Genomic DNA, 26,310 nt, shown 5'->3' on the forward strand with positions numbered 1-26,310 from the left:
CATCGAGGATGGTTTAAGCAAAAGAGTCTGAGAACTCTTCCATTTTGATGGTGGTCATCAAAAAGAGAATGCGTCTTTGAAAACTCTTGCGCTCTTCCACTTGGTCATGCGGTAGGCGGTCATGCTCTCTCAAGAGACTGGTAATAATAGGGTTGTAGTGCTCACGTACGGGTGACATTCAAGTTCCTTGATAAATATCCTGTTAAGAAGAATTTACCAAGACATCTATATACCTACAAGAAATATATAGAGATATCTAAATTACTTTTGGGTATATACAGAGAGTGTGATTATTTCTCTACAAATGCACGTTCAAAGACGTAGTCACCCAATTGGCCAAGGCTCGGAGATACTTTGAAGCCCTTAGCATCCAACATCTCTGCGGTCTCTTTGAGCATGGATGGGCTACCGCAAATCATGGCGCGATCAACGGCTGGATCAAGTGGCGGCAAACCAATATCTTTAAAGAGTTGACCGGATTCAATAGCGGTTGTGAGGCGACCGGTGTGCTTAAATGCTTCGCGAGTCACTGTTGGGTAGTAAATGAGTTTTTCACGAATCAATTCACCAAGGTATTCATCTTGAGTGAGTTCATTTTTGATGTAGTCACCGTAAGCGAGCTCACTCACTAAGCGCACCCCGTGAATCAAAACAACTTTCTCAAACTTTTCATAAGTCTCCGGGTCACGAATAATACTCATGAATGGAGCTAAACCAGTGCCGGTGCTAAATAGATAGAGGTGCTTGCCTGGATTTAAGTCATCCAATACTAATGTGCCAACAGACTTTTCGCTAACCAAAATAGGATCGCCAACTTGAATCTTTTGTAAACGTGATGTCAGCGGACCATCTTGAACCTTAATGCTCAAGAATTCCAAATGTTCTTCGTAATTGGGGCTTGCAACGCTGTATGCGCGTACTAGTGGCTTGCCTTCGACTTCAAGGCCAATCATTAAGAAGTGACCGCTACGAAAACGTAGTCCTTTATTGCGGGTAGTAGTGAAGCTAAAGAGTGTGTCGTTCCAGTGGTGAACAGTGAGAACGGTTTCAGTATTGTATGCGGCCATAAATGCTTGTAAATAAAAGGCAAAGTTTTAAAGAATGATTAATTATCCCATTCTCGACGGTCTAAATCTGCGGTAATTTGCTGATAAACAGGACTAAGTTGTGATATGCATCAAATTTTTGGTAATAAGGATTGGCTTATATGAGATCGGATAACAGGCTATGATCATTTTTATGAGTTCAGCACGCTATTTATATCTCTCTCTATTTAGTCTTGGACTGGTTATTTTTGCAGTCCTTTTGCAACAGACCGGCTATCGAGGGGTCAGTTTTTTGCCATGTCCCTTATGTATTTTGCAAAGGGTCGGTTATTTGGGAGTCACCATTTTTTGCTTTTTGGCTGTGGGCATTGCTCCATTGCGGAGATTCTTCCATGTTCTAGCGCTGTTATCGGCGACATATGGTGTTTCAGTAGCAGGGCGCCAAGTTTGGCTTTTATCTCACCCCGAAACCTCTTGTGGGATTGATCCTTTGGAGGTTTGGATTAATCAATTTCAACTTTCCCAAAGCGTCTCTTGGTTGTTTAAGGCTGATGGGCTTTGTTCTGCGCAACTGCCCGCTATTTTGGGCCTTCAAGTGCCGGAATGGTCCTTATTTTGGTTTTCAGTACTTTTCTTGATCTTATTAGCCACTCTATTCAAGAAAAAGCCCTAATTTTGGCTGCCCAGGTTATCTATATACCTAAAAGTACTTAAGGTATGAAAAGTAATTCTTTTACTTATATAAGGAGCATCCGTAAGATCGAAGTTCATCAGGATTAAGGGTCTTATATGACACATTTTCAGGGCAACTCACAAACTATCGGTAAATCACCACTGATTCATTTAAATCAGGAAGTAGGCTCCCGCAAGCAAGTGAGCTCGTCATTATTTACTGCTGCACAAGTCATTATTGGTATTGCACTCATTGCCTTGTCTACTCATCTTGCATTGCAGGCTGAGACTTATCTTGAGATCCTGAATCAAAGTGGGTTAAATGAATATCATGCATTTGCTCTGCTGGTATGTTTTAGTTTCATTGCAGGCGTTTTGTTGATTGCTCAACAAGTGCTAAAGCATGACACACAATTTGATGAGTTCTCTACTTACTGAGGATACTTTTTGAAAACAAAAGGCACCCTAGGGTGCCTTTTTTATTCCTAATGATTTAGGGATGATTTTCGCCTTATTCTTCTTCGCGACGTAAGTGCGGAAAGAGAATCACATCACGAATGTTTGGTGCATCAGTGAGGAGCATGACCAAACGGTCGATACCAATACCGCAACCACCCGTTGGTGGCATGCCGTATTCGAGAGCGCGAATGAAGTCATGATCAAAGTACATGGCTTCTTCATCGCCAGCTTCTTTTTGCTCTACTTGCTTGCGGAAGCGATTGGCTTGGTCTTCTGCATCATTAAGCTCAGAGAAACCATTGGCAATTTCACGACCAGTAATAAACAACTCAAATCGCTCAGTAATGCCTGGGCGTGTATCTGACTCTCTAGCGAGTGGACTCACTTCAATTGGGTAATCGATGATGTAGGTAGGCTCCCAGAGATGTTCTTCAGCTACCAACTCAAATAAGGCTAATTGCAAAGCGCCTATGCCTGCGTTCTTCAGCGTTGGGGAATCTGGATTTTCGCCACCTTTTTTCAATTCAGTACGAATGAAGTTGGCATCATCCAGTTGTGTAGCTTCGTAGCCCTTGCCAGACTGACTGCAATACTTGAGGATGGCTTCATTAATCGTTAAGCGTTGGAATGGCTTGCTTAAATCGAGCTCGCGACCTTGGTGTGTCAATACTGCTGTACCTTGCGCATCAATCGCTGCCGCACGAATCAGGCCTTCTGTGAAGTCCATTAACCAACGGTAATCGGTATAGGCTGCATAGAACTCCATCATCGTAAATTCAGGATTGTGACGCGGGCTGACACCTTCGTTACGGAAGTTGCGGTTGATTTCAAAGACGCGCTCAAATCCACCAACGACTAAGCGCTTGAGATAAAGCTCAGGAGCGATACGCAAAAACATCTGCATATCAAGTGCATTGTGGTGGGTGATAAATGGCTTAGCCGCTGCGCCACCAGGAATAGGGTGGAGCATCGGTGTTTCGACTTCCATGAAGTCAGCATCAAGCATATGGCGACGGAGTGATGCAATCGCATTGCTACGGGCTTTAAATGTATTGCGACTTTCTGGGTTGACGATTAAATCGACATAGCGCTGACGATATTTAGTCTCCAGATCTGAGAGACCATGAAATTTATCTGGCAATGGGCGCAAAGACTTGCTCAATAAGCGCAAGTTACTGCACTCGACCGAGAGTTCACCCTTATTGGTCTTAAAGAGATTGCCTTCTGCGGAGATAAAGTCACCCATATCCCAGTGCTTAAAGGCGCCATGGGTATCCGCACCAGTCAGCTCATCATTGATGTAGAACTGGATTTGCCCAGTGCGATCTTGGATGGTGGCAAAACTCGCCTTACCCATGACGCGCTTAAGAATCATGCGGCCAGCAACTTTCACATGAATTTTCTTGGCAGCTAACTCTTCTTTCGTCAGGCTGTCATAGTGAGCATGTAAGTCAGCAGCTAAGTGCGTTGGAACAAAGTCATTTGGGAAGGCGATCCCATTCGCACGTAACTTGGCGAGCTTTTCACGACGCTCCGCAATGATATGGTTCTCATCAACAGCTTCGGTGGCTGGTGCTGATGTATTTGCTGAGTTGGTTTTATCGTTCATATTCGTCAGTAATTAAACGCCTTGCTTCAGGCTAGCTTCAATAAAGGCATCAAGATCCCCATCTAATACTTTTTGAGTATTAGAGATCTCAACGTTAGTACGTAAATCTTTAATGCGGCTTTGATCTAAAACATAGGAGCGGATCTGATGACCCCAGCCTACATCGGTCTTGCTAGCCTCTAACTTATCTTGTTCGGCACGACGCTTTTGCATCTCGTGCTCATATAAGCGTGACTTGAGCATACTCATAGCTTCAGCGCGGTTACGGTGTTGACTGCGGTCGTTCTGGCACTGCACCACAATCCCAGTTGGAATATGGGTCAGACGGACAGCAGAGTCAGTTTTATTAATGTGCTGACCACCCGCACCAGAGGCGCGATAGGTATCAGTGCGAATATCGGCAGGATTGACTTCAATCTCGATCGAATCATCAATCTCCGGATAAACATAGATCGATGCAAATGAGGTGTGGCGTCCATTAGAAGAGTCAAACGGAGACTTGCGCACTAAACGATGTACGCCAGTCTCCGAGCGAAGATGTCCGTAGGCGTATTCGCCATCAACCTTAATCGTGGCGCTCTTAATGCCAGCAACGTCACCATCAGACTCTTCCAAAATTTCGGTTTTGTAACCTTTGCGTTCGCAATACTTAAGATATTGGCGATAGAGCATGCTGGCCCAATCGCAAGCTTCAGTACCGCCGGCACCCGCTTGAATATCGATAAAGCAATTGCAAGAATCCATCTCGTTGTGGAACATACGGCGAAATTCGAGATCATTAATGATCTTGCTATAACCCTCAACGTCCTGCTCGATTGCAGCAATCGTCTCAAAATCACTTTCTTCTTTAGCCATATCGAATAATTCAATGGCACCAGTGATATTGGTATTTAAATCGGTGAGGGTGGCAACAACGCCGTCGAGTAATTTTTTCTCTTTGCCCAGCGCTTGCGCTTTCTTTTGGTCATCCCAAATAGTGGGATCTTCCAGAATCGAATTAACTTCAGTAAGGCGACGTGACTTTACTTCGAAGTCAAAGATACCCCCGAAGAGCTTGCTCGCGAGTGAGCAGATCGGACAAGGTATTTGAAATAGTGTTTAGTTGTTCAGCTTCCATCCCCTAATTATAAGGGGGTTATTGCATCGGACTCTCAGGTCCTAGGGTTCTCGTCATGAGCCTCAATCATCAGCTGTACACGAGCTTGGCCCTGATAGCGATCGGTGACTAGACGGTAAGCAAGTGTGGCTTTAGCAGGCAGGCTTTGGGTGCGGTTGAACCAGACGGCTGTCAACGGCTTGGCTGCTAATGTATTTTTTGAGGCATCGGATCCTAGAGGGCGTACCATCAAGCGTAAATGCTTCTCTTTCATGAGGCTTTGCTGAGTAATCTCAAAGTCCCCATAGAAAACCGGTTGTGGAAACCCTTGACCCCAGATTTCTTCTGCGAGGAGGTCGCCTATCTCGGGAGTAAATTCTGAAGGCTGCAGGGCGCCATCATGGGGGTGGCGCCGCTCGAGGATTTCATCAGTCAATAAGGTATTTGCCACTTCCTGAAAGCAGGCATCAAACTTCTCAAAATCATGTTTACGAATCGTAAGGCCCGCTGCCATTGCATGACCACCAAATTTCAGAATGAGGCCGGGCTCGAGCTTAGAAACCATATCGAGTGCATCCCTTAAATGAAAGCCCGTTAACGATCTTCCAGAGCCACGCAATTCTTCTCCAGTATTGCCATCAGGAGCAAAGACAATGGCAGGGCGGTTAAAGCGTTCTTTTAGGCGTGAAGCCACAATGCCCACGACACCTTGATGCCACTCTGGATTCCATAGGCAGATACTGGTTCGTTGCGCCATTGTTCCTGCAAGTTGGTATTCTGAGAGGTGAGCAAGCGCCGTTTCTTGCATCCCTGTTTCAATCACGCGACGTTCACGGTTGATGCGATCAAGTTCCTGCGCCAAGTTCATTGCTTCATCTGTATTGTCAGTCAACAATAAACGGATCCCTAAGGTCATATCCGCTAGACGCCCAGCAGCATTGAGTCTGGGGCCGATCGCAAAACCTAGATCAAAAGTATTTGCCTTACGAGGGTCACGCGCCGCTGCCTGAAACAAAGCTTGTATACCGGGTTGGGAGATGCCTGCACGAATACGTTTGATGCCATTGGAAACTAATACGCGGTTATTGCGATCGAGTTGCGCAACATCCGCAACAGTACCTAGTGCAACCAGATCTAAGAGATTCTCAACTTTAGGTTGAGTCTCGTTGGTAAATTTTCCGCGCTTGCGTAGCTCTGCACGTAGTGCGACTAATACATAAAACATCACACCTACACCAGCAAGCGCTTTACTGGGGAAATTACAGCCTGGCTGATTAGGATTAACGATTGCAGTAGCTTTTGGTAAGCGATCGCCAGGAAGGTGATGGTCAGTAACAATCACTTCCATGCCAAGTTCACGGGCGCGTTCTACGCCCGCTTCGCTCGCAATACCGTTATCAACGGTAATAAGGTATTTAGGTTTGGGATTTTGCTGTGCTGCGAGTTCAACAACTTCGGGGGTTAAGCCGTAGCCCATCGTAAAGCGATTAGGTACCAGAAACTGAATGGGGGTGTCTACTCCACCTAGCATTTTTAAGCCCCGCAACCCTACTGCACAAGCTGTGGCACCGTCACAGTCATAGTCTGCAACGATGAGCATGGGCTCTTTTCTCTCAAGAATGTCTGCGAGCAAACTTGCAGTAGTGATGCAATTTTTCAGTTCAGTGGGTGAAAGTAGATTTTTGAGTTCCAACGAGAGTTCATCTGGAGATTCCAAACCGCGCGCAGCATATAGACGCGCGAGCAAGGGATGTAAGCCACTTTGTTGTAACCAAGTGGCAGTTCGCTCAGAAAAAGGACGTTGGGAAAAAAGACTCATGAAGAAATGATTTCTTTCCAGGTAAGCGGTTCGACTTTTTTCCAAAAGGCCCAAGACTTTTTATGCAGATCTTTCGCAGTCAAGATGCGCTCACGCACTTTTCCATTCGGAAAATCAATGAGGAGCAATTGATCAATCTTTTGATGGGTAAGGGCATGACTTAGCTCATGCCATATTGTCTCTGGGCGATCTAGCCATGCAAAAGCGCCTGCTAGGCTTTCCGTTTGAATGCTTGAGTTATGCGAAATACCTAAGTACTTCGCAATACCGGCCAGCAAAGGGTGTTCACCATAGATCTGTTGTGATCCCCTGATTACTTGAGGTACATGAACATCATTAAGTTTGCCAATACCACTAATCCATAGAGAGTTGATAGTGGGGAGGCCGCGTTGCTCTCGTGCTTCATTGACTGGGTCGATATGCCAGAGCATCTGAATTTCATTTTGTAACTTGCGCCAATGTTTTGCAATACCTTCTGCATGGGTATCACGGGGCATCCACCAATCAATATTGCGACCATGCGCTTGATCAACGCTATAGCTTGCCAAACTTGCGAATGAGCCTGCTGGGATAAACCAGTAATGTTTATCATGAAATAAAATGGAATTCTGAAAATCTTCTTCAATCAAGGGAAGGGCAGTTTTCAGAAGTTCTGAAGATTCAGCTTCGGTCAGATCAATCTGATTCTGACCCATCAAAATGAGATGGTCACGCGTAGCGTGCAGATGAACGGGCTGTAGGCAAACAATTTCTTGGCTTGGATTTACTTGCAGAGTTGACTGGCCGAGGAGAAGAACTGGTGCGATTGGAGTCAAATCTCCCAGTAAGAAGCACTCGTGGGGAAGTCCTTTTAGCGGCTGGCTTCCAATCGCATGAGTATCCAAGGCATCCTCTCCCGATAGCATCAGGGTAAAGCGCCGTGGGGTGCTTTGGAGGGAGTTCATATTTGCAGTCATTTCCCTGATTTTAGGTGGCATTTAACTATTCCATCAGTTTGCCCTGGCAATTGTCTAAACTGTGGCTATGTTGAGACTTCCGATTGAGCTAGAAATTGGCTTACGCTATACCCGTTCCAAGCGTCGTAAGACGGTTGGTAAGCGTGACGGCTTCCTTTCCTTTATTTCTGGGATATCCACTGCAGGTATCGCTTTAGGCGTTGCATCTCTGATTGTGGTTTTATCGGTGATGAATGGTTTCCAGAAGGAAGTCCGTGACCGCATGCTCTCCGTTCTCTCCCATGTAGAAATTACTGCACCTGATGGCTTAGCGAATTGGGAGCCACTGGCTTTAAAAGTTGCAGGTCAGCCTCACGTAGTTGGAGTTGCTCCCATGGTGAGTTCGCAAGGTCTACTCGCAAGAGACAACATGATGCGTGGTGTTGCGATTCGCGGAATTTTGCCAAGTGAAGAAGGCAAGGTTTCTGATTTACCAAAACAATTTATTGCTGGAAGTATTGATGATCTTAAGCCAGGTGGTTTTGGCGTTGCCTTGGGGGCGCAACTAGCATCTTTGGTTGGCGCTCATGTCGGAGATCGAATTAATTTGATTGTTCCTGAGAGTGATTTAACGCCAGCTGGTGCAATGCCTCGGATGCGAACCCTTCAAGTTGTGGGTATTGTTGATAGCGGCCATTATGAATACGATAGTTCATTGGCTATCATGCATTGGAAGGATGCGGCAGCCTTGCTGCGCTTGCGTGACCCGTCTGGTCTACGCGTCAAGGTTGATGACATGCAACGTGCCCCTGAGGTTGCTAATGAGTTAGCTGCCGTTGTGCCTCAAGCACTATGGATTACTGACTGGTCCCGTTCAAATCGAAATTGGTTTACTGCGGTTCAAACAGAAAAGAAGATGATGTTCATCATTCTGACCTTGATCATTGCTGTAGCTGCCTTTAATTTGGTCTCTACCTTAGTGATGACCGTTAATGAAAAGCAGGCTGATATTGCGATTCTGAGAACAATGGGCGCGAGCCCAGGTTTAATTCAAAGAATTTTCTTGGTACAAGGCTTAGCCATTGGCTTGTTAGGTTCTTTGGCTGGCGTTGGCCTTGGTTTACTCATTGCACTCAATATTGATGTGATTGTTCCCGCTATTGAGGCTATCTTCCGTGTGCGTTTCTTGCCGCGTGAGGTGTACTTTATTAGTGAGTTGCCTTCAGATGTGCGCTTAGGTGATGTAGTGACAGTTGGATTAATGGCTTTTGGCTTATCCGTACTGGCCACTCTGTATCCAAGCCGTCGCGCCGCCAAGGTGCAACCTGCGGAGGCCCTCAGATATGAATAAGGTTCTGATTGCTAAAGGTTTGGCTAAAACCTATGGTCAAGGCGCAACCGCAGTAGAGGTGCTTAAGTCTGTTGACTTAGAGGTAGCGCCTTCCGAGAAGGTTGCCATTGTGGGCTCCTCAGGATCTGGTAAGAGTACTTTGTTACATCTTTTGGGTGGCCTTGATACTCCTAGCGCTGGTTCAGTCTTATTAGACGGCGCCAATATCAATCAACTATCGGTTGCCAAGCTTGATCGCCTCCGTAACCAAAGTTTAGGCTTCATTTACCAATTCCACCATCTCTTAGATGAGTTCAGCGCCGTGGAGAATGTTGCATTGCTATTACGCATTCGCGGTTTAAGTAACGATGAGTCGATGGAGCGCGCTAGCAAGATGCTGAAAGCCGTTGGTTTGGCGAATCGTGAATTACATACCCCAGGTGAATTATCTGGTGGTGAGCGTCAGCGTGTAGCAGTAGCAAGAGCATTGGTGGGTAATCCTGCTTGTGTATTAGCAGATGAGCCCACTGGCAACTTAGATACTGAAACTGCTGATGGCGTGTTTGATCTGATGCTCGATATTGCTCGCGAACAGGGTACAGCCTTTGTGATCGTGACGCATGATCCTGTACGAGCTAAACGCTGCGATCGTATCTTGCACTTAGGGCGCGGAGTTCTCAAGACATTCGCGCAGTAAAGCATCCCATGTGGATTGATACTCATTGTCACCTAGATGCACCAGAGTTCTCAGGCTCGTTGCCATCAATTATTGCCGCCGCTAAAGAAAAGAACGTGCAAGCTATTTTATTGCCCGCAGTCAAAGCTTCTGATTGCCAGCACGTTAGACAGTTGGCTACCCAATTTAGCTATGAGATTCCTGGACTGGTTTATACCTTAGGCATTCATCCCCTGTATACCAATCAAGCGCGCGAAGAAGATATTGCTCTCTTGGAAGAACAAATCAATCAATCACTTTCAGATCGAAGGTTTGTAGGTATTGGCGAGATTGGCTTGGATTACTTTGTAGAAGGTTTAGACCCGCATAAACAAGAACTTTTTTTTCATGCGCAGTTAGACTTGGCCCAGAAGTATCAGTTACCAGTGATCTTGCATGTGCGTAGATCACAAGACACTATTTTAAAGGCGCTTAGACGTCGCAAAATTCCTGGTGGAATTGCGCACGCATTCAATGGCAGCTTTCAGCAAGCTGAGCAGTTTATTGAACTCGGTTTTAAGTTGGGTTTTGGTGGTGCAGCCACGTATGAGCGTGCATTGCAGATTCGCAGACTCTTAACTGAATTGCCGCTTGATAGCATCGTTACTGAGACGGACTCTCCGGATATACCGCCGGCTTGGCTCAGAGAAGAGGACATCCCATTTAATGAACCCGCCTTTGTGGTTCGTATTGCAAAAGAGTTGGCCGCTATTCGTGGCATAAGCGATGCTGAATTCGCCTCAGCAGCTTGGTGCAATGCTATGGAGGTATTGCCCCGTTGGTCGGCTCTTTGCGCAGATAAGCGTTTTAATTAGTTAGGCTGGTTAAAGCGGGGCACTCACAATCCTCGAGTCTGAGCTCAAATTCCTAGGGTGCGGTCATGGTTTGCAGGCGCTCATTCTTGCTTGCTATTGCGATGCAGTAATGTTTTCAGTAGATAAAAGCAAAATCCTTAAGTTGTCCTTCGTTGCCTCCTCATGAAAAGTAAGGGGAACTACTAACAATTCAAAAAAAGAGACTTTAGTATTCTGCTAGTTAGTTTATATTGATTAGCAAATGATTCTCCTTGGGAATGTAGATGAATGATCTGATACCGAAGTTGCAACTACCTAAAGCGATTGTTGGGCCTGCCGCATGGAATGGGCAAGAGTTACAAAAGGATACATCCTGGATTCTGGAGTGGACTCAAGATGAAATTCGCGAGCTTATAGAGGCGGGGAATTATTTTTTGTCACTGAATAAGCCGCTAGAGCAGATTTCTCCAAAACTGTTCCCAATACCCTCTTTATCCAAAAAGATAAAAGAGTTTTCAAATGAATTACTGTTTGGGCGCGGGTTTTTGTTGATCAGAGGATTGCCTGTTGATCAGCTAGAGCTTAAATTGTCTGCCACCATTTATCTTGGTATTGGTTCTCATATTGGAAGTTTGCGTAGTAGTAATGCAAAGGGACATTTATTGGGACATGTTAAAGATCAAGGTGTTGATATCAAGAATAAAGATGTCCGCTTTTATCAAACCAATAAAAAATTAGATTTTCATACGGATTCTGCAGATTTAGTGGCCTTACTTTGTCTTCAAAAGGCCAAGTCGGGCGGGGAGTCTTATATTGCCAGTTCTATTAGCTTGTATAACGAGGTTTCGCATAGGCGCCCAGATTTAGTAGAGGCTTTATTTATGCCTTATCCAACGGATAGGAGAGGCGAGATTCCCGATGGTTATGAGCCTTGGTACAGCATGCCAATTTTTACTTGGTATGAAGATCAATTAACTTGTACCTACATACGTCAATATATCGACGCAGCACAAATGAACTTTCCAGATGCTCCTAGGCTAACGAGTCAACAGATTGAAGTCATGGATTTGATGGATGAAATATTGGCGGAGCGAAAGGTTGTGTTGTCTATGGAGTTTGAGCCTGGCGACATTCAAATATTGAATAACCATCAAATACTTCATTCAAGAAGTGATTTTGAAAATTGGCCAGAGCCTGAGCGCCATCGTCATTTGCTCAGATTATGGATTGCTCCTGATAACGCACGGTCGCTTCCTGATTATTACGTTCCCCGTTGGGGCTCTACTACCAAGGGTGATCGCGGCGGAATTATTGTTCCAGGGACTCAGCTTAGTGTTGAGCTCAATACGCTTTAAAAACTGAAAATCTACTTGGGGTGTGATGATATGTTCGATAATCTGCGCAAGATAATGAATAATGCTTTGAGTCTTAAGCTTTCGATTTTTGGGCTCATTTTTGCAGCTTTAAATTTTGTTTCGCTAGGTCTTAGTGCGCAAGGCTACCCCAATAAGCCGATTACTTTAATTGCCCCCTATACCGCAGGCGGAGATAGCGATTTTTCAGGCAGAAACTTGGCTGCAGTAGCAACTAAGTTGATGAATCAACCTTTGATTGTTCAGAATATCGTAGGCGCATCAGGAACAATTGGTTCGCTAAAGGTTCGTAATAGCCCGCCCGATGGCTATACCTTGCTGATCTCACGAGTAGGTTCTCAGGCTATTGTGCCGGCACTCGACAGCAAAACCCCCTACAAGTGGAATGATTTTACTTTCATTACTTTGTTAGATTTAAATCCTATGGTGTGTGTTGTCAAAAGCGACTCACCTTATAAAAACATGAAGGATCTGCTTAACGCTTTGCGCTCTGATCCAGGCAAGCTCAATTATGCAACCGCTGGTGCAGGCACTTCTCAGCATTTATCCGTCGAAATACTGCTCAATGCAGCAAACCTGCCTTCTTCAGCGGCTACGATGATCCCATATAAAAGCGCTGGTGAAAGTAGTGCTGCCTTACTGGGAAATCAAGTCGATTTTGTTTGTAACACGATGACTACTTTAGCGGGCCAAATTAAGGGCGGAAGTATGCGTGGTTTGATGGTATCTACGCCAGATAGACTAAAAGATTTCCCTGATATTCCCTCTAGTCGCGAGTTGGGATTAAATCAATTTGAGCAAGCCACGGGATGGAGTGGTTTATTTGGCCCACCAGGATTGCCCCAAGAGGTAGTGGATAAGTGGACTGAAGTATTAAAGAAGGTGGCTCAAGACCCAGCGTGGGAGGGAGCCAATAAAACAGCGGGAGCGATTCCAGCAATTCGTTCTCCATCTGAAACGGAGCAATTTGTGAAACAGCAAGTTCTTCTTTATGAAAAACTTGGCACAAATTTAGGTTTGCGTAAATAGTTTTCAGGATATATATCTTGCTAGTGAGTCGGGTACGTTTGCTTGAGCTGAATTTATTTTCTTCTTTGGGCCGGGATAATGTCGTGCAGATATTGCTACATTGGTCGGCTCTCTGTACTGGCAATCCAAACTTAGCTTTAGCTTCTTAGGCCCTTGCGCTTAGCAATTACGGCGTTCATCGCCGGGGGATCATTTCTTTTATTTTTGCCACAAGTTCCAACATTATGGCTACCCGCATGCTTATTTGTGAGCTTCTTGTGTTGGCTGGCTTTATACCTAGGCCCTCAAATCAGAGGGCTTCGATATATTTTTATTTGTCTTCTTTTATTCACTGTGGGCTTTGCTTGGAATGCAAACTATGCAGATAGGCGACTGGCAAATATTCTTGCCGAGGATTTAGAGGGCAAAGAACTCAGTGCTGAAGGAAGAGTTGTCGCTCTTCCACAAAGTAGTTCTGCGGGCGCCAAGTTTGCATTTGAGATTAGCTATCTTTTGAATGGCAAAGAAAAGATCAGTGTATTTCCTAAAAGAATCTATCTAAGTTGGCAGCCTGCATGGAGAAGCAATGAAGAGATTCCTCAAATAATCCCAGGGCAGCGCTGGAATTTGAAGGTCAAGCTCAAGAGACCATATGGATCTTTAAACCCTTATACCTTTGATTTTGAGCGTTGGTCATTTCATCAGGATTTTGGTGCTAGTGGATCCGTTAGATCTGGCAAATTGTTGAAAACAATTGATATTGGTCTGACCGAATTTGAGTTGCGCATGGAGTTAGCACGTTGGAAATTACGTGAAAAGATTCGTTCACTCTTGCCAGGTGATGCGCGCTATGCCGGCGTGATTATTGCGCTAGTGATGGGAGATCAAAATGCCATTGAGCAAGATGACTGGCGGGTATTTAATGCAACCGGTATAGGCCACCTCATTTCTATTTCGGGCTTACACGTCACGATGTTGGCAGGTATTGGGGCGTCGATTGCTGGATTTATCTGGCGGCGTCGCGCATGGCCACTTATCATTCCGTTGAGTAAAGTAGCAGCAGCCTCAGGTTTTATCACGGCATTCATCTACGCATGGTTAGCAGGCTTTCAGATACCGGCGCAAAGAACGATGTATATGGTCGGCGTCGTTGCCTTTGCTTTATGGACTGGCAGAAATCCAAGATCATTCGATATTTGGTGGTGGGCGCTCGCATTTGTTCTAGTCATTGATCCAATGGCACCTTATACGCCAGGATTTTGGCTTTCATTTGGAGCGGTCGCCGCCATTCTCTTTGCGATGAAAGATTCTTCTGGATTGTTGGGTATCCCCACTGGAAAAGAGTTGGAGGTGCATTGGTCAAATCGAATCTTGCAGGCACTACGTGAAGCTTGTCGTGTACAGGCAGTGGTAACCATTGCACTACTCCCTTTTACTTTGTATTGGTTTTATCAGGTATCGGTACTCTCGCCAATCGCCAATGCATTTGCGATTCCTTTGGTGAGTTATGTTGTGACCCCCTTGGCAATTGCTGGCGCCTTACTCCCAGAATTTATTGGCCGCTGGCTCTTATTGCCGGCACATGCATCAATGGAATACCTGGCCGTGATATTAGAGTGGTTGGCTCATTGGAATTGGGCGGTAGTTTGGTCGAGTCAACCAGTATGGTGGATGTTATTCATTTCGGGGATTGGGATTATTTATGCCATCCGCCCTGGAGATCTTTCCCATTCTTGGCCATCAAGATTACTCGCTTTACTGCCTTCCCTATTATTTTTTATCCCGTTGGCTAATTTGGAGTACCAGACCCTTAGATCTGGAGAGTTTAGGGCAACAGTATTTGATATTGGGCAGGGCACAGCGGTCTTTATTGAGACTGCTAATAAGAGATTGCTTTATGACACTGGTCCGATACAGGGTAAAAAAGATGATGCTGGGCAACGTGTCCTGCTGCCGTACTTGCGCGGCAGGGGTATAGATCGAATCGATCGTATGGTAATTAGTCATAGTGATAGTGATCATGTGGGCGGGGCAGCCTCGCTACTGAAGCAGGTTGGGTTTGACACAATGATGGGGTCATTGCCAGGTAATAACCCATTACTAAAAAATTTACAGTTCAACAGCATTCCAAGTATTCCATGCCGTTATGGTCAGTACTGGATTTGGGATGAGGTGGAGTTTTTAATTTGGCATCCAAATGAAGATACGCTTTTTGAGAATCAATATTCGATGAAGCCTAATGAAATGAGTTGTGTATTAGAGGTGCGCAATAAAAATAGTTCGATCTGGTTAACTGGGGATGTAGAGAAACAGGGCGAAGCAGAAATGACTGATCGCCTTGATTCGCAAACACTAAGCGCATTAGATGAAAGAGAATTGATTTTTATGGCGCCACACCACGGTAGTAAAACTTCTTCGTCAATTGATCTATTAGCGAAATTGAGACCGGATATTGCTTTTGCTCAAAATGGATATCGCAATCGTTATGGCCATCCGCATCCGACCGTTACTGCACGTTATGAAGGTATGCAGATCCCTTTTCATCAAACGCCAAAGACGGGCGCGCAAATTTGGACTTTTACAAAGGGTGCCGGGACTTTAATCCGTTTTTTAAGGCGCGATATAGGACGTCTCTGGCATCGTAATATTGACCAAGCTGAGGCTGGGTCGAAGCTTTCGAGCCCTATAAAAGCAAAAAGCCCTTAAAAATTAAGGGCTTAGTACGTAATTCTTGGTTGCGGGGGCAGGATTTGAACCTACGACCTTCGGGTTATGAGCCCGACGAGCTGCCAGACTGCTCCACCCCGCGTCTGAAGCTGAAATTCTACCATTTTTCGGGCCCTCCTGTCGAGGTATTCCTGCGAAAGACGCATAAAAAAGCGGTTTTTTGACAGAAATTCCAAATTTGAAGACCCTCTAGAAGGAGTAACATATTGCCACGCAACATCACCTTGGGATTTATTTATGTCCGTAAGCAATCCGGAGTTTTCAGAATCATCATTATTAAGGCCGGTCGAGGTATCTCGCCAGCCACACCATCATAAAAATGGTGCATCGGTTGCTTTGATGTTTGCTGCCATTGGCGTGGTCTTTGGTGACATTGGCACCAGTCCTTTATATGCGCTGAAAGAATGTTTTAGTCCTGAGCACGGCATTCCATTTTCTGCAGAGGCAGTTTATGGAGTGATCTCCATGGTGTTTTGGGCATTTACGATTGTGGTTTCGCTAAAGTATGTGTTGTTTGTGATGCGCGCAAACAATCATGGTGAGGGCGGTATTTTGGCGCTCATGGCTTTGGCATTAAGAACGGCTCCAACGGGCTCAAAGCGTTCTCTACTCATCATCATGGCTGGAGTATTTGGTGCCTGTATGTTTTATGGTGATGCGATTATTACTCCCGCTATTTCAGTGCTTTCTGCCGTGGAGGGTCTAGAAGTCATCTCTCCAGATCTCACCCGCTTCGTTGTGCCCATCACTATTGCCATCTTAGTGGCGCTCTTCTTGATTCAAAAAACTGGAACTGATGTGGTTGGTAAGTTGTTTGGTCCAATCATGGTTGTCTGGTTTGTGGTGATTGGCTTAATGGGGTTGCATCAGGTGGTGCAGCACCCCGCCATCTTTGCTGCTATCAATCCGATATATGCCATTCAATTTATGCATGAGCATGCTCTGCAAGGTTTTATTGTATTGGGGGCTGTTTTCTTGGTATTGACTGGCGCCGAAGCTTTGTATGCTGACATGGGTCACTTTGGTGTGAAGCCTATTCGTATGGGTTGGTTCTTTATTGTGATGCCTTGTTTGCTGCTGAACTACTTTGGTCAGGGTGCAATGTTTTTAAATAACCCTGAAACCATTAGCAATCCCTTTTTCTTAATGGTGCCTGAAGGATTTGTTTTTCCATTGGTGTTATTGGCGACTGCTGCAACCGTGATCGCTTCGCAAGCTGTGATATCTGGCGCCTTCTCAATGACCAGTCAAGCTATCTTGTTAGGTTTTGTTCCACGCATGAAAGTGCGCCATACCTCTGATAAAGAGATTGGCCAGATTTATATGCCGCTAGTGAATTGGGTTTTATTGGTTTTAGTGATTGTTGTGGTGTTGGCTTTTAAGAAGTCTGAGAATTTGGCGGCAGCCTATGGCATTGCAGTAACAACGACAATGATTGTGACCACCTTTTTAGCAGCCATTGTGATGCGTGTGGTTTGGCGCTGGAATCCTATTCTGGTAACTCTTGTGATTAGCGCATTCTTGGCGGTTGACCTTGCGTTCTTAACGGCTAACTTGCTCAAGATTATGGAAGGTGGCTGGTTCCCACTTTTATTGGGCGCAGTTTGCTTTATATTCTTGATGACGTGGTATCAGGGTCGCAGGATCTTGCGTCAGAATGCGATGAGCAACGGCATCGAATTGAAGAGCTTTATTGAGGCTCTGATGATGCATCCGCCTCACCGTGTTGAGGGTACTGCGATTTTCTTGACCGCCCACGTTGACTATCTGCCAGTTTCTTTCTTGCATAACCTCAAGCACAACCATGTTCTGCATGAGCGAGTTTTCTTCCTCAAAGTGAGTATTTGGGATGTGCCTTACGTCAAAGATGAAGAACGGATTACTTTACGTGATCTTGGTAACGGAATTTATGTGGTCCGCGCTGTATATGGATTCAACGAGACTCCTGATATGGGCCAGATTATTGAATTGATTGAGAAGTCCTCTGATCTGAAGTTTGACATGATGAATACGTCTTTCTTCTTGTCGCGTGACACGATTGTTTCTACTGAAATTCCAGGTATGGCGCTATGGCGTGAGCGCTTGTTCTGCTGGATGTATCAGAATGCAGGCCGTCAATCAGACTTCTTTAAGATTCCGGCAAACCGCTTGGTTGAGTTGGGCGCGAAGGTAGAGATTTGAGAAAGCATCTTCCTTTGCGATCTAAAGTATTCCTTGGAATATTTTTGGTCATTACTTCTTTGAGCGGCATTGCTTTAGCTACACCAGCAGAAGAGGCTGAGTTAGCTAAATTAGACAAGATTGAGTCTGAACTGGAGCTGCAGAGAGAGTGGGCCAAGTATCGCTGGGGTAAAGCTTCTTCTGATTGCTATCAAAACTACTGGGTGAACTATTGCTTGCGAAGTGCTAGAGCAGAGTACCGCAAAGAGATTGATCCTATTAGCGAACAAGAGCGTGCTTTGCATGAAGTGCAACGCAATTTACGTAAGAGCATTAAAGATCAAGAAGATCTAAAGCGCGCTGCTGAGCGTGCTTCGCCCCTCAAGGCTGCAGAACGCGTTGATAATCAACGTGAGTTTGAGGAAAAGCAAAAAGCTGCAGCTGCAAGAGCGGCCGATCTAGAGCAGCGTCGCAAGGACGCCCCTAAGCGTGCGCAAGAAAATAAAGCTGGCACACAGCTTGATTAATTAATTTACTGGGTATCTCTTGGCTAAAGTCAAAACGGTTTACATCTGCCAATCATGTGGCGGCACATCTGCAAAGTGGCAGGGTCAATGTCCATCTTGTCAGGCATGGAACACCATGGAAGAGGGTTTGCCAGAGACCACGTCAAATTCTCGGTTTCAAGGCTTAGCGCAATCCCTGCCGCGGCAAAAGCTTTCTGCTATTACTGCAGAAGATTTACCACGCTTTAGCACGGGCGTAGAAGAGTTTGATCGTGTATTAGGTGGCGGTCTAGTGCCTGGTGGTGTGGTGCTATTGGGCGGCGATCCAGGGATTGGTAAATCTACTTTGTTATTGCAAGCCTTGGCGGAGATGAGTTCTGCGGGCATGAATGTGCTCTATAGCAGTGGCGAAGAATCGGCTGCGCAAATCGCATTACGTGCAAAACGAATTGCGTTGGATGCGCCTCAACTAGAAGTCTTGGCAGAAATTCAGTTGGAGAAGTTGATCTCCATTATGGATACTGTGAAGCCGCAAGTATTAGTGGTCGATTCCATTCAAACTTTGTATTCGGAAGTATTGAGTTCGGCTCCAGGTTCTGTTGCACAAGTTCGTGAGTGTGCCGCTCAATTAACCAGAGCTGCTAAGTCCAGCGGCATTTGTGTATTGATGGTGGGTCATGTCACTAAAGATGGTCACCTAGCTGGCCCCCGTGTCCTTGAGCATATTGTGGATACCGTTTTGTACTTTGAGGGGGATACCCACTCTTCATTCCGTTTAGTACGCTCGATTAAAAATCGTTTTGGAGCGGTCAATGAGCTTGGCGTTTTTGCAATGACTGAAAAAGGGCTGCGTGGCGTCACCAATCCATCTGCTATTTTCCTGTCGCAACATGAGCAAATGGTGCCAGGTGCTTGTGTATTGGTTACCCAAGAAGGCAGCAGACCCCTCTTAGTAGAAATTCAGGCACTCGTTGATACGGCACATGTTCCCAATCCCCGTCGTTTAGCAGTTGGTTTAGAGCAAGCGCGTTTGGCCATGCTGCTAGCGGTATTGCATCGTCATGCTGGTGTCGCATGTTTTGATCAAGACGTCTTTTTAAATGCAGTTGGTGGCGTCAAAATTTCAGAGCCTGCTGCTGACTTGGCGGTGTTGTTAGCAATACAGTCATCGATCCGTAATCGCGCTTTACCTAAAGAGCTCATCGTATTTGGTGAAGTCGGTTTAGCTGGAGAAATTCGTCCATGCCCGCGTGGTCAGGAGCGCCTTAAAGAAGCTGCAAAGCTTGGCTTTACTGTTGCCATTATTCCAAAAGCGAATATGCCGAAGACGAAGATCCCAGGCTTAAAGGTGATACCAGTAGAGCGAATTGATCAGGCAATCGCAGCTGCAGCAGAACTCAGTTAAGTATTTGATAACTGCTTTATCGAAGATCTTCTGCTTGAATTAAAAGCACTTGTTCTTCCCCAGCAGACACTTCCATCCAAATGACTGGGATTTGCGGGAAAGCTTTCTTGAAGTTCTCATACTCATTACCAATTTCCAGTAAGAGAGCGCCACGTTCTGAGAGGTAATCTGGAGCCTGCGCAATAATTTTACGAATCAGATCCATGCCGTCATCACCGCCGGCAAGTGCTAATACTGGTTCAGCTTGATATTCAGCTGGTAGGGCGCTCATAGAGTTTGCATTGACGTAAGGCGGGTTGCAAATAATCAGATCAAACAAATTGTCTTCATTGGGTTCTGGCAATGCATCCCAAAGATCACCATCTAGTAGCTCTACTTGTGAACTCAAACCATGACGATCCACGTTACGCGCTGCTACAGATAAGGCTGGCATGCTGATATCGCAGGCGCTCACATGAATATCTGGGCAAGAAAGTGCCAACAAGATTGCTAAGGAACCATTGCCTGTACAAAGATCCAATGCTTTGCCACCAGCTGGCAACCAAGGCTCGAGTGATCCGTCCACAATGAGTTCGGCAATCCATGAGCGCGGCACAATGCTTTGCTCACTACAGAAAAACGGTATACCCATTAACCAAGCTTCCCCCAATAGATAGGCTAGTGGTTTACGAGTATCTATTCTTTGTTGCGCAATAAGAAATGCATTTTGGTATTGGCCTTCCGAGAGCATTTGCTCTAGATGATCAAGTGTATCTGCAGGGCTGAGGTCGAGTTGCTTGCTGGTAATCCACAGGGCTTCACTCTGTGCGTCGATAGCACCATGTCCATAATGCAAATTTTCTGCTTCAAGTTTTTGTGCAATTTGATCAATGCACTGACTAACTGAATAGGCTTGTGAAGGCTCAGGGTCCATGATGGAAGTAATGTGGATTAAAAAAGAAAAAAGTAGGCGTGCGCTTAAGCAATCAGTTGCTCAAGTGTTTTGCGATAGATATTTTTGAGCGGCTCTACATCATCAACAATGACGCACTCATCAATCTTATGGCTTGTCGCGTTGAGTGGCCCAAACTCTACAACTTCTTTGCAGATCTTGGCGATAAAACGACCATCACTAGTACCGCCAGTAGTAGAGAGTTCGGTGTCAACTTTGGTTTCAGCTTTAATGGCTTTGCGCAAGGCACCGGCAAGGTCACCGTCGCCCGTAATGAAGGGGCTGCCACCTAGTACCCAGTCAATCTCAAAATCCAAGCCAGCCTTTTTGAGGATGCTCTCAAGTCGTTCACGCAATTGCTCAGGTTTGCTCTCAGTGGAGAAGCGAAAATTAAAGTCAATCACAAGTTCGCCGGGGATGACGTTATTTGCGCCCGTGCCAGCGTGAATATTAGAGATCTGAAAACTCGTTGGCTGGAAATATTCATTTCCCTTGTCCCACTCTGTTTCTACTAAGGCAGTGATAGCTGGAGCCGACAAATGAATTGGGTTAGCGCCTAGGTGAGGGTAAGCAATATGCGCCTGAATGCCTTTGATCTTTACCTTGCCAGATAAAGAGCCGCGACGACCGTTCTTAATCATGTCACCTAATTGATCAACGGAAGTAGGCTCACCAATGACGCAATAATCCAAGCGCTGACCCTGTTTTTGCAAACGCTCACACATGATGACGGTGCCGTCATTTGCCGGGCCTTCCTCATCACTAGTAATTAAGAAGGCAATGGACCCTTGATGATCTGGATGCTTGGTAATAAATTCTTCAGTGGCCACTACAAAACCCGCCAGCGAAGTTTTCATATCAGCCGCGCCGCGACCATAGAGCTTGCCATCACGAATCGTTGGTGTAAATGGATTGCTTGTCCATTTTTCAAGGGGGCCAGTGGGCACAACATCGGTATGGCCGGCAAACATTAAGACCTTACCTTGATCGCCCGCTTTTCCTTTTTTGATCGCCCATAGGTTGGTAACCTGAAAATCATTTGGCCCACTAATCACGCTCTCAGTATGAAAACCAATCTCCTGTAAACGTTTAGCAATTAAATCTTGGCAGCCACCATCAGCCGGTGTTACGGAATGGCAAGCAATCAGAGCTTCAGTAAGCTCGAGGGTGGCGCTCATAGATTGTTAGTCGCGGAGAAGTTCGTTGATGGCAGTTTTCGCTCTCGTTTGCGCATCCACCTTTTTCACAATGATGGCTGCATAGAGGCTGTATTTGCCACAAGCAGAAGGTAATGAGCCCGGAACGACAACTGAGCCTGCTGGAACCCGACCGTAATGGACTTCACCGGTTTCACGGTCATAAATCTTGGTGCTTTGGCCAATATAGACGCCCATAGAGAGAACAGCGTTTTCTTCAATGACCACACCTTCAACAACTTCAGAGCGGGCGCCAATAAAGCAGTTATCTTCAATAATCACTGGGCCTGCTTGGATTGGTTCTAAAACGCCGCCAATACCAACACCGCCAGAGAGGTGAACGTTTTTACCGATTTGGGCGCAAGAGCCCACGGTTGCCCAGGTATCGACCATCGTACCTTCGCCTACATAAGCACCAATATTGACGTAGGAAGGCATCAAAACAGCATTTTTGCCAATAAAGGAGCCGCGACGGGCAACTGCCGGGGGAACAACGCGGAAACCACCAGCTGCAAAGTCAGCGGCGGTATAACCTTCAAATTTGCTGGGAACCTTGTCATAGAACTGGGTGTAGCCACCAGCGCTCATGGGAATGTTGTCTTCTAGGCGGAAAGAAAGCAATACAGCTTTCTTAACCCATTGATTTACCTCCCACTTGCCGACAGAGCGACGCTCAGCGACGCGAATGGTGCCTGCATTTAGGCCTTCTAAGACCGCATTTACGGCGCTTCGGACGTCCCCAGGGGCGCTGTTTGGTGAGAGGTCTGCGCGGTTTTCCCAGGCTTGTTCAATGATGCTTTGTGGTGATTGGCTCATGCTTTTCAGTTAACTATCAGATTGTTAAGGGATTTTGTCCCTGGAGGTAGATTTATCATTATATCGATGGGGCAAAAACACGTCTAAGTACCCTCAAGCTTGCTATCATCTTCCCACTTTAGATGTAAATTTTTACCCCTTTATTTGAACCCCCTTTTTCCCTGCAAAGTACGCCGTGCAACTGAAATCCATCAAACTTTCCGGCTTTAAGTCTTTCGTTGACCCAACCCATTTTGAAATGCCTGGCCAATTAATTGGTGTTGTAGGCCCTAACGGTTGCGGAAAGTCGAACATTATTGACGCTGTACGTTGGGTTTTGGGTGAATCCCGCGCCAGTGAGTTGCGTGGTGAGTCCATGCAAGACGTTATTTTTAATGGCTCAGGTTTACGCAAACCATCTGGTCGTGCCAGCGTAGAACTCATTTTTGATAATTCTGAAGGACGTGCTCAAGGTCAGTGGAGTGCTTTTACAGAATTAGGTATCAAACGTGTTTTGACTCGTGACGGTAATTCTAGTTATTACGTCAACAACCAAGTGGTCCGCCGCAAAGATATTCAAGATATTTTCTTGGGTACTGGTATGGGGCCAAGAGGTTACGCCATTATTGGTCAAGGAACGATCAATCGAATCCTAGAAGCAAAGCCTGAAGAGTTGCGCGTGTTCTTGGAAGAGGCTGCAGGTGTTTCTAAATATAAAGAGCGTCGCAAAGAAACTGCTTCACGTCTAGAAGACACTGTAGAAAACTTAACGCGCGTTGAAGATATTCTGCGTGAGCTTGATCAACAACTCACTCGCTTAGAAAAACAAGCGACTGTTGCTGAGCGTCACGCAGAGCTCTCAGCCCAGATGAAATCGCAACAACAGTTGTTGTGGTTTGTGCGTCAGACTGAGGCTGGTAAAGAGCAAGAGCGCCATGCTAATGGCATCCGTGATACCCAAGTGAACCTGGAAGAGCAGACCGCCAAGCTACGTCACGCCGAGGCTGAGCTTGAAACGATGCGGACTCAACAGTACGCATTACAAGATAAAGTTTCTGAAGCGCAAGGTGAGCTGTATCAAACAAACTCTGATGTCAGTCAGGTCGAGTCACAGATTCATTATGTCCAAGAAGCACGTCAACGTTTGCAGCAGCAAACTCAAGATTTGCAAGCGCAACTACAGCGCTGGACTGTGCAAGAGACAGATGCTGCGCAAGCACAACGCACTACTGAACATGAGCTTTCATTGGCGGCTGAAAAAGAACAAACATTATTAGTGGATCTCACTGGCTTGCAAGAACAAATGCCAAGTCGTGAAGAGACTTATCAAACTGCTGCGCGTGATTTAAATACTGCGCGCGATAGTTTGGCATCTATTGAACAGCGTCTTGCTAGTTTGGGTGAACGTATTCGTGCAATGTCTGCGCAATCCGATGAGCTCAAGGGGCGCGAAGCTCGCTTAACAGGTGAGCTTGATGGCATGCGTCGGCCAGATGCTGAAGCTTTGAGTATGGCGATTGATCGTCATGCTATGGCTCAGCGCAAGGTGGAGGAATCTAAGCAGCGCGCTGGCGAAACACAGCAACGAGTGCCTGCTGCGGATGAAGCACGTAATGCTGCCCAACAAAAAATTCAGACCGCTAATCAAGATTTAGCGCAAACCGAAGCAAAACTCACCGCATTGACTGCGTTACAAGCCAGCGTGCAAGCGCAAGGCAAGATTGGTCCATGGCTAGAAAGTAAGGGTCTCAAAGAAAGTAAGCGTCTTTGGCAAGAGCTCAAGGTAGAGAGCGGCTGGGAGGCTGCTTTGGAATCAGTATTGCGTGAGCGCTTAGCTGCTGTCACTGCAAAGAGTGTGCAAGAAACTTTGGCATTGGCCAATGATGCGCCTCCAAGCCGTTTGGCAATTTTGCTTACCGAAGAGATTACCCCTGCGCATACCTCTGCTCCAGCAGATTTCACACCCTTATTAAGTCGGGTTCAAAGCGCTGGCGCTCCAAGACTCACTTCCGTATTACAAGAGTGGTTAGACAATATTTATATTGCTTCAAGTCTTGAAGATGCTTTACATCGCCGTGAAAAATTACCAGCTGGTGGCGCATTTGTTACTCAACAAGGTCACCTAGTGAGTCGCGTAGGCGTTCAGTTGTATGCAGCTGATTCTGAGCAAGCAGGTATGTTGGCGCGTGCCCAAGAAATGGAAAGCCTTGAGAAGCAGTTGCGCGCTCAAAAGCTCATGCAAAGTGAATTACAAGGCGAGTTAGATCAGTGTGTTGCTAACTACCAAGCAGCGCATCAGGCTGCAGAACAAGCACGAGTTGCTGCAGAGCAGGCGGTTCAAGAGGCTCATGGCTTTGAAGTAGAGAGAATGCAGTTAACCCAAGCTGAAGAGCAATACAGTCAGCGTGCTGCACAAATTCAAAATGAATTGACTGAGTTGCGTCAGCAAGGAGTGCAATTAAGTCAAACTCAAGAACAATCGGCTACAGAGTTAGCTCAATCTGAAGAATCAAAGCAGGGCCTGCAAGAAGCACTGGCGTCTGCTCAAGAAAAACTCGAGATTTCTACCCGGGAGCGCGATCATTTACGTGAATCTTTGCGTGTAGCTGAAATGGCTGCGCAAGAAGCTGCCTTTGCAACTCGTTCATTGCAGCAGCGCATTGCAGACTTACAACGTGATCAAAGCACGGCGCGCACACAGATCATGGAGATTCAAGATAAGCATGATCAAGCTACTCAAGAGTTAGAGTCTTTAAGTGATGAAGAAGCGCAAGACAAATTGCAAGGATTGTTGCTAGCTCGTAGCGCTCGTGAAGCTGCTTTGGCCAATGCACGTACTGAACAAGATGCTTTATTGCATCAGTTGCGCGAGGCTGATGAAGCACGCATGCAGGTTGAGCGTAGTTTGCAGCCCATGCGTGACAAAGTAGTCGATCTGCAGCTGCGCGAACAGGCTGCTCGCTTGAACTTTGAGCAATTTGCTACTTTGTTGGCTGATGCGGAAGCTGACTTGACCGCGCTTGAAGCAAACTTTAGCCCTGATCTCAAAGTTGGAGCATTGCAGACTGAAGTAAATCGTTTAAATACTGAGATTCAATCTCTAGGTCCAGTCAATATGGCTGCACTCGATGAGTTATCAAGTTCACGTGAGCGTAAACAGTTCTTAGATGCACAATCTGCGGACTTAAACGAAGCAATGCAGACTTTGACCGATGCGATTGCCAAGATTGATGCTGAAACACGCGATTTATTGCAAGGCACCTTCGATCAGGTCAACGGCCACTTTGGCAAACTCTTCCCAGAATTATTTGGCGGTGGTCATGCTGAATTGGTGATGACTGGTGAAGAAATTCTGGATGCCGGCGTTCAGGTAATGGCGCAGCCTCCTGGCAAAAAGAACAGCAGTATCTACTTGCTCTCTGGTGGTGAGAAGGCATTGACTGCGATTGCTCTGGTCTTCTCACTCTTCTTGCTAAATCCAGCGCCATTCTGCTTGCTCGATGAGGTTGACGCTCCATTGGATGATGCAAATACCTTGCGCTATGCCCATCTAGTCGCCAAAATGTCAGATAAGACACAGTTTTTGTTTATCTCTCATAACAAAATCACCATGGAAATTGCCCATCAGTTGATTGGTGTCACCATGCAAGAGCAAGGTGTATCCCGTATTGTTGCAGTGGATATTTCTTCTGCTGTTTCGATGGTGGAGGCCGCCTAAGTGTACGTAGAACAAA

The 26,310-nt window shown here is 46.0% G+C and carries 21 protein-coding genes and 1 tRNA gene; 12 read left to right on the plus strand and 10 right to left on the minus strand.

Going from position 1 to position 26,310, the window contains the following annotated elements; translation table 11 throughout:
- Window positions 1-13: 13 nt before the first annotated feature.
- Both FD968_RS02715 and FD968_RS02720 read right to left on the minus strand, forming a co-directional pair.
- Window positions 14-178 (minus strand): hypothetical protein, encoded by a 165-nt coding sequence (locus FD968_RS02715; RefSeq protein ID WP_215368155.1) that lies wholly within the window; start codon window positions 176-178, stop codon window positions 14-16.
- A 112-nt stretch (window positions 179-290) separates the two neighbouring features.
- Window positions 291-1,067, minus strand: coding sequence for a ferredoxin--NADP reductase (locus FD968_RS02720; protein ID WP_215367254.1), 777 nt, complete (start codon window positions 1,065-1,067; stop codon window positions 291-293).
- A gap of 172 nt (window positions 1,068-1,239) precedes the next feature.
- Here FD968_RS02720 and FD968_RS02725 point away from each other — a divergent pair, with 172 nt between their 5' ends.
- Together FD968_RS02725 and FD968_RS02730 are read left to right on the plus strand one after the other, a co-directional pair.
- On the plus strand, window positions 1,240-1,719 hold the full coding sequence (locus tag FD968_RS02725) for a disulfide bond formation protein B (RefSeq protein WP_215367255.1): 480 nt from the start codon (window positions 1,240-1,242) through the stop codon (window positions 1,717-1,719).
- A gap of 116 nt (window positions 1,720-1,835) precedes the next feature.
- On the plus strand, window positions 1,836-2,156 hold the full coding sequence (locus FD968_RS02730; RefSeq protein WP_215367256.1) for a hypothetical protein: 321 nt from the start codon (window positions 1,836-1,838) through the stop codon (window positions 2,154-2,156).
- A gap of 73 nt (window positions 2,157-2,229) precedes the next feature.
- Here FD968_RS02730 and lysS read toward each other — a convergent pair whose 3' ends face one another.
- The 4 genes from lysS to FD968_RS02750 form a co-directional block, all read right to left on the minus strand.
- Window positions 2,230-3,786 carry a lysine--tRNA ligase gene (lysS, locus tag FD968_RS02735; protein WP_215367257.1) on the minus strand — a complete coding sequence of 519 codons (1,557 nt, stop codon included), beginning with the start codon at window positions 3,784-3,786 and terminating at the stop codon, window positions 2,230-2,232.
- Window positions 3,787-3,798: 12 nt separating this feature from the next.
- Window positions 3,799-4,903, minus strand: a protein-coding gene (prfB, locus tag FD968_RS02740) for a peptide chain release factor 2 (protein ID WP_215367258.1) whose coding sequence is annotated in 2 segments (ribosomal slippage) — window positions 3,799-4,821 and window positions 4,823-4,903 — 1,104 coding nt in all. Because the reading frame shifts where the segments join, the coding sequence is not laid out codon by codon here.
- Between the two features lie 34 nt (window positions 4,904-4,937).
- Window positions 4,938-6,701 carry a single-stranded-DNA-specific exonuclease RecJ gene (gene recJ / locus FD968_RS02745; RefSeq protein ID WP_215367259.1) on the minus strand — a complete coding sequence of 588 codons (1,764 nt, stop codon included), beginning with the start codon at window positions 6,699-6,701 and terminating at the stop codon, window positions 4,938-4,940.
- Window positions 6,698-7,657 carry a hypothetical protein gene (locus FD968_RS02750; RefSeq protein WP_251367615.1) on the minus strand — a complete coding sequence of 320 codons (960 nt, stop codon included), beginning with the start codon at window positions 7,655-7,657 and terminating at the stop codon, window positions 6,698-6,700. Before FD968_RS02750 ends, recJ begins: the two co-directional genes overlap by 4 nt.
- Window positions 7,658-7,724: 67 nt before the next feature.
- Between FD968_RS02750 and FD968_RS02755 the strand changes: the two genes are divergently transcribed.
- From FD968_RS02755 to FD968_RS02780, 6 genes are all read left to right on the plus strand, one after another.
- Window positions 7,725-8,987, plus strand: a complete 1,263-nt coding sequence (locus tag FD968_RS02755) for a lipoprotein-releasing ABC transporter permease subunit (protein ID WP_215367261.1) — start codon at window positions 7,725-7,727, stop codon at window positions 8,985-8,987.
- Window positions 8,980-9,663 carry an ABC transporter ATP-binding protein gene (locus FD968_RS02760; RefSeq protein ID WP_215367262.1) on the plus strand — a complete coding sequence of 228 codons (684 nt, stop codon included), beginning with the start codon at window positions 8,980-8,982 and terminating at the stop codon, window positions 9,661-9,663. Before FD968_RS02755 ends, FD968_RS02760 begins: the two co-directional genes overlap by 8 nt.
- Before the next feature lie 8 nt (window positions 9,664-9,671).
- Window positions 9,672-10,496 (plus strand): TatD family hydrolase, encoded by an 825-nt coding sequence (locus FD968_RS02765; protein ID WP_215367263.1) that lies wholly within the window; start codon window positions 9,672-9,674, stop codon window positions 10,494-10,496.
- Window positions 10,497-10,759: 263 nt separating this feature from the next.
- Entirely contained in the window at window positions 10,760-11,830 is a 1,071-nt protein-coding gene (locus tag FD968_RS02770; protein ID WP_215367264.1) for a TauD/TfdA family dioxygenase, read from the plus strand.
- A gap of 54 nt (window positions 11,831-11,884) precedes the next feature.
- On the plus strand, window positions 11,885-12,877 hold the full coding sequence (locus FD968_RS02775; RefSeq protein ID WP_215367265.1) for a tripartite tricarboxylate transporter substrate binding protein: 993 nt from the start codon (window positions 11,885-11,887) through the stop codon (window positions 12,875-12,877).
- A gap of 246 nt (window positions 12,878-13,123) precedes the next feature.
- Window positions 13,124-15,562 (plus strand): DNA internalization-related competence protein ComEC/Rec2, encoded by a 2,439-nt coding sequence (locus FD968_RS02780; RefSeq protein ID WP_251367666.1) that lies wholly within the window; start codon window positions 13,124-13,126, stop codon window positions 15,560-15,562.
- Between the two features lie 26 nt (window positions 15,563-15,588).
- On the opposite strand, the gene FD968_RS02785 is transcribed toward FD968_RS02780, so the two are convergent.
- Window positions 15,589-15,665: transfer RNA gene (locus FD968_RS02785), tRNA-Met, on the minus strand.
- Window positions 15,666-15,922: 257 nt separating this feature from the next.
- Here FD968_RS02785 and FD968_RS02790 point away from each other — a divergent pair.
- From FD968_RS02790 to radA, 3 genes are read left to right on the plus strand one after another with little or no spacing between them, the layout of a single operon-like run.
- Window positions 15,923-17,764, plus strand: coding sequence for a potassium transporter Kup (locus tag FD968_RS02790; protein ID WP_215367961.1), 1,842 nt, complete (start codon window positions 15,923-15,925; stop codon window positions 17,762-17,764).
- Complete coding sequence (locus FD968_RS02795) at window positions 17,761-18,270, plus strand: hypothetical protein (protein ID WP_215367267.1); 510 nt, start codon at window positions 17,761-17,763, stop codon at window positions 18,268-18,270. Before FD968_RS02790 ends, FD968_RS02795 begins: the two co-directional genes overlap by 4 nt.
- Window positions 18,271-18,289: 19 nt before the next feature.
- The gene (gene radA, locus FD968_RS02800; protein ID WP_215367268.1) at window positions 18,290-19,654 is read left to right on the plus strand and encodes a DNA repair protein RadA; all 1,365 of its coding nucleotides are present in this window, start codon (window positions 18,290-18,292) and stop codon (window positions 19,652-19,654) included.
- 16 nt (window positions 19,655-19,670) lie between these two features.
- Here the strand turns inward: radA and prmB are convergent, their stop codons facing one another.
- Genes prmB through dapD form a run of 3 tightly spaced genes read right to left on the minus strand, consistent with a single transcriptional unit; the run spans window position 19,671 to window position 22,597 of the window.
- Complete coding sequence (gene prmB / locus FD968_RS02805; RefSeq protein WP_215367269.1) at window positions 19,671-20,567, minus strand: 50S ribosomal protein L3 N(5)-glutamine methyltransferase; 897 nt, start codon at window positions 20,565-20,567, stop codon at window positions 19,671-19,673.
- A 44-nt stretch (window positions 20,568-20,611) separates the two neighbouring features.
- On the minus strand, window positions 20,612-21,763 hold the full coding sequence (gene dapE / locus FD968_RS02810; RefSeq protein WP_215367270.1) for a succinyl-diaminopimelate desuccinylase: 1,152 nt from the start codon (window positions 21,761-21,763) through the stop codon (window positions 20,612-20,614).
- A 6-nt stretch (window positions 21,764-21,769) separates the two neighbouring features.
- Window positions 21,770-22,597 (minus strand): 2,3,4,5-tetrahydropyridine-2,6-dicarboxylate N-succinyltransferase, encoded by an 828-nt coding sequence (gene dapD, locus FD968_RS02815; protein ID WP_068948111.1) that lies wholly within the window; start codon window positions 22,595-22,597, stop codon window positions 21,770-21,772.
- 175 nt (window positions 22,598-22,772) lie between these two features.
- Between dapD and smc the strand changes: the two genes are divergently transcribed.
- Entirely contained in the window at window positions 22,773-26,294 is a 3,522-nt protein-coding gene (gene smc / locus FD968_RS02820; protein ID WP_215367271.1) for a chromosome segregation protein SMC, read from the plus strand.
- Window positions 26,295-26,310: the final 16 nt, after the last annotated feature.

Source organism: Polynucleobacter sp. AP-Titi-500A-B4, from assembly GCF_018688095.1.
In the GTDB taxonomy this organism is placed as follows: domain Bacteria; phylum Pseudomonadota; class Gammaproteobacteria; order Burkholderiales; family Burkholderiaceae; genus Polynucleobacter.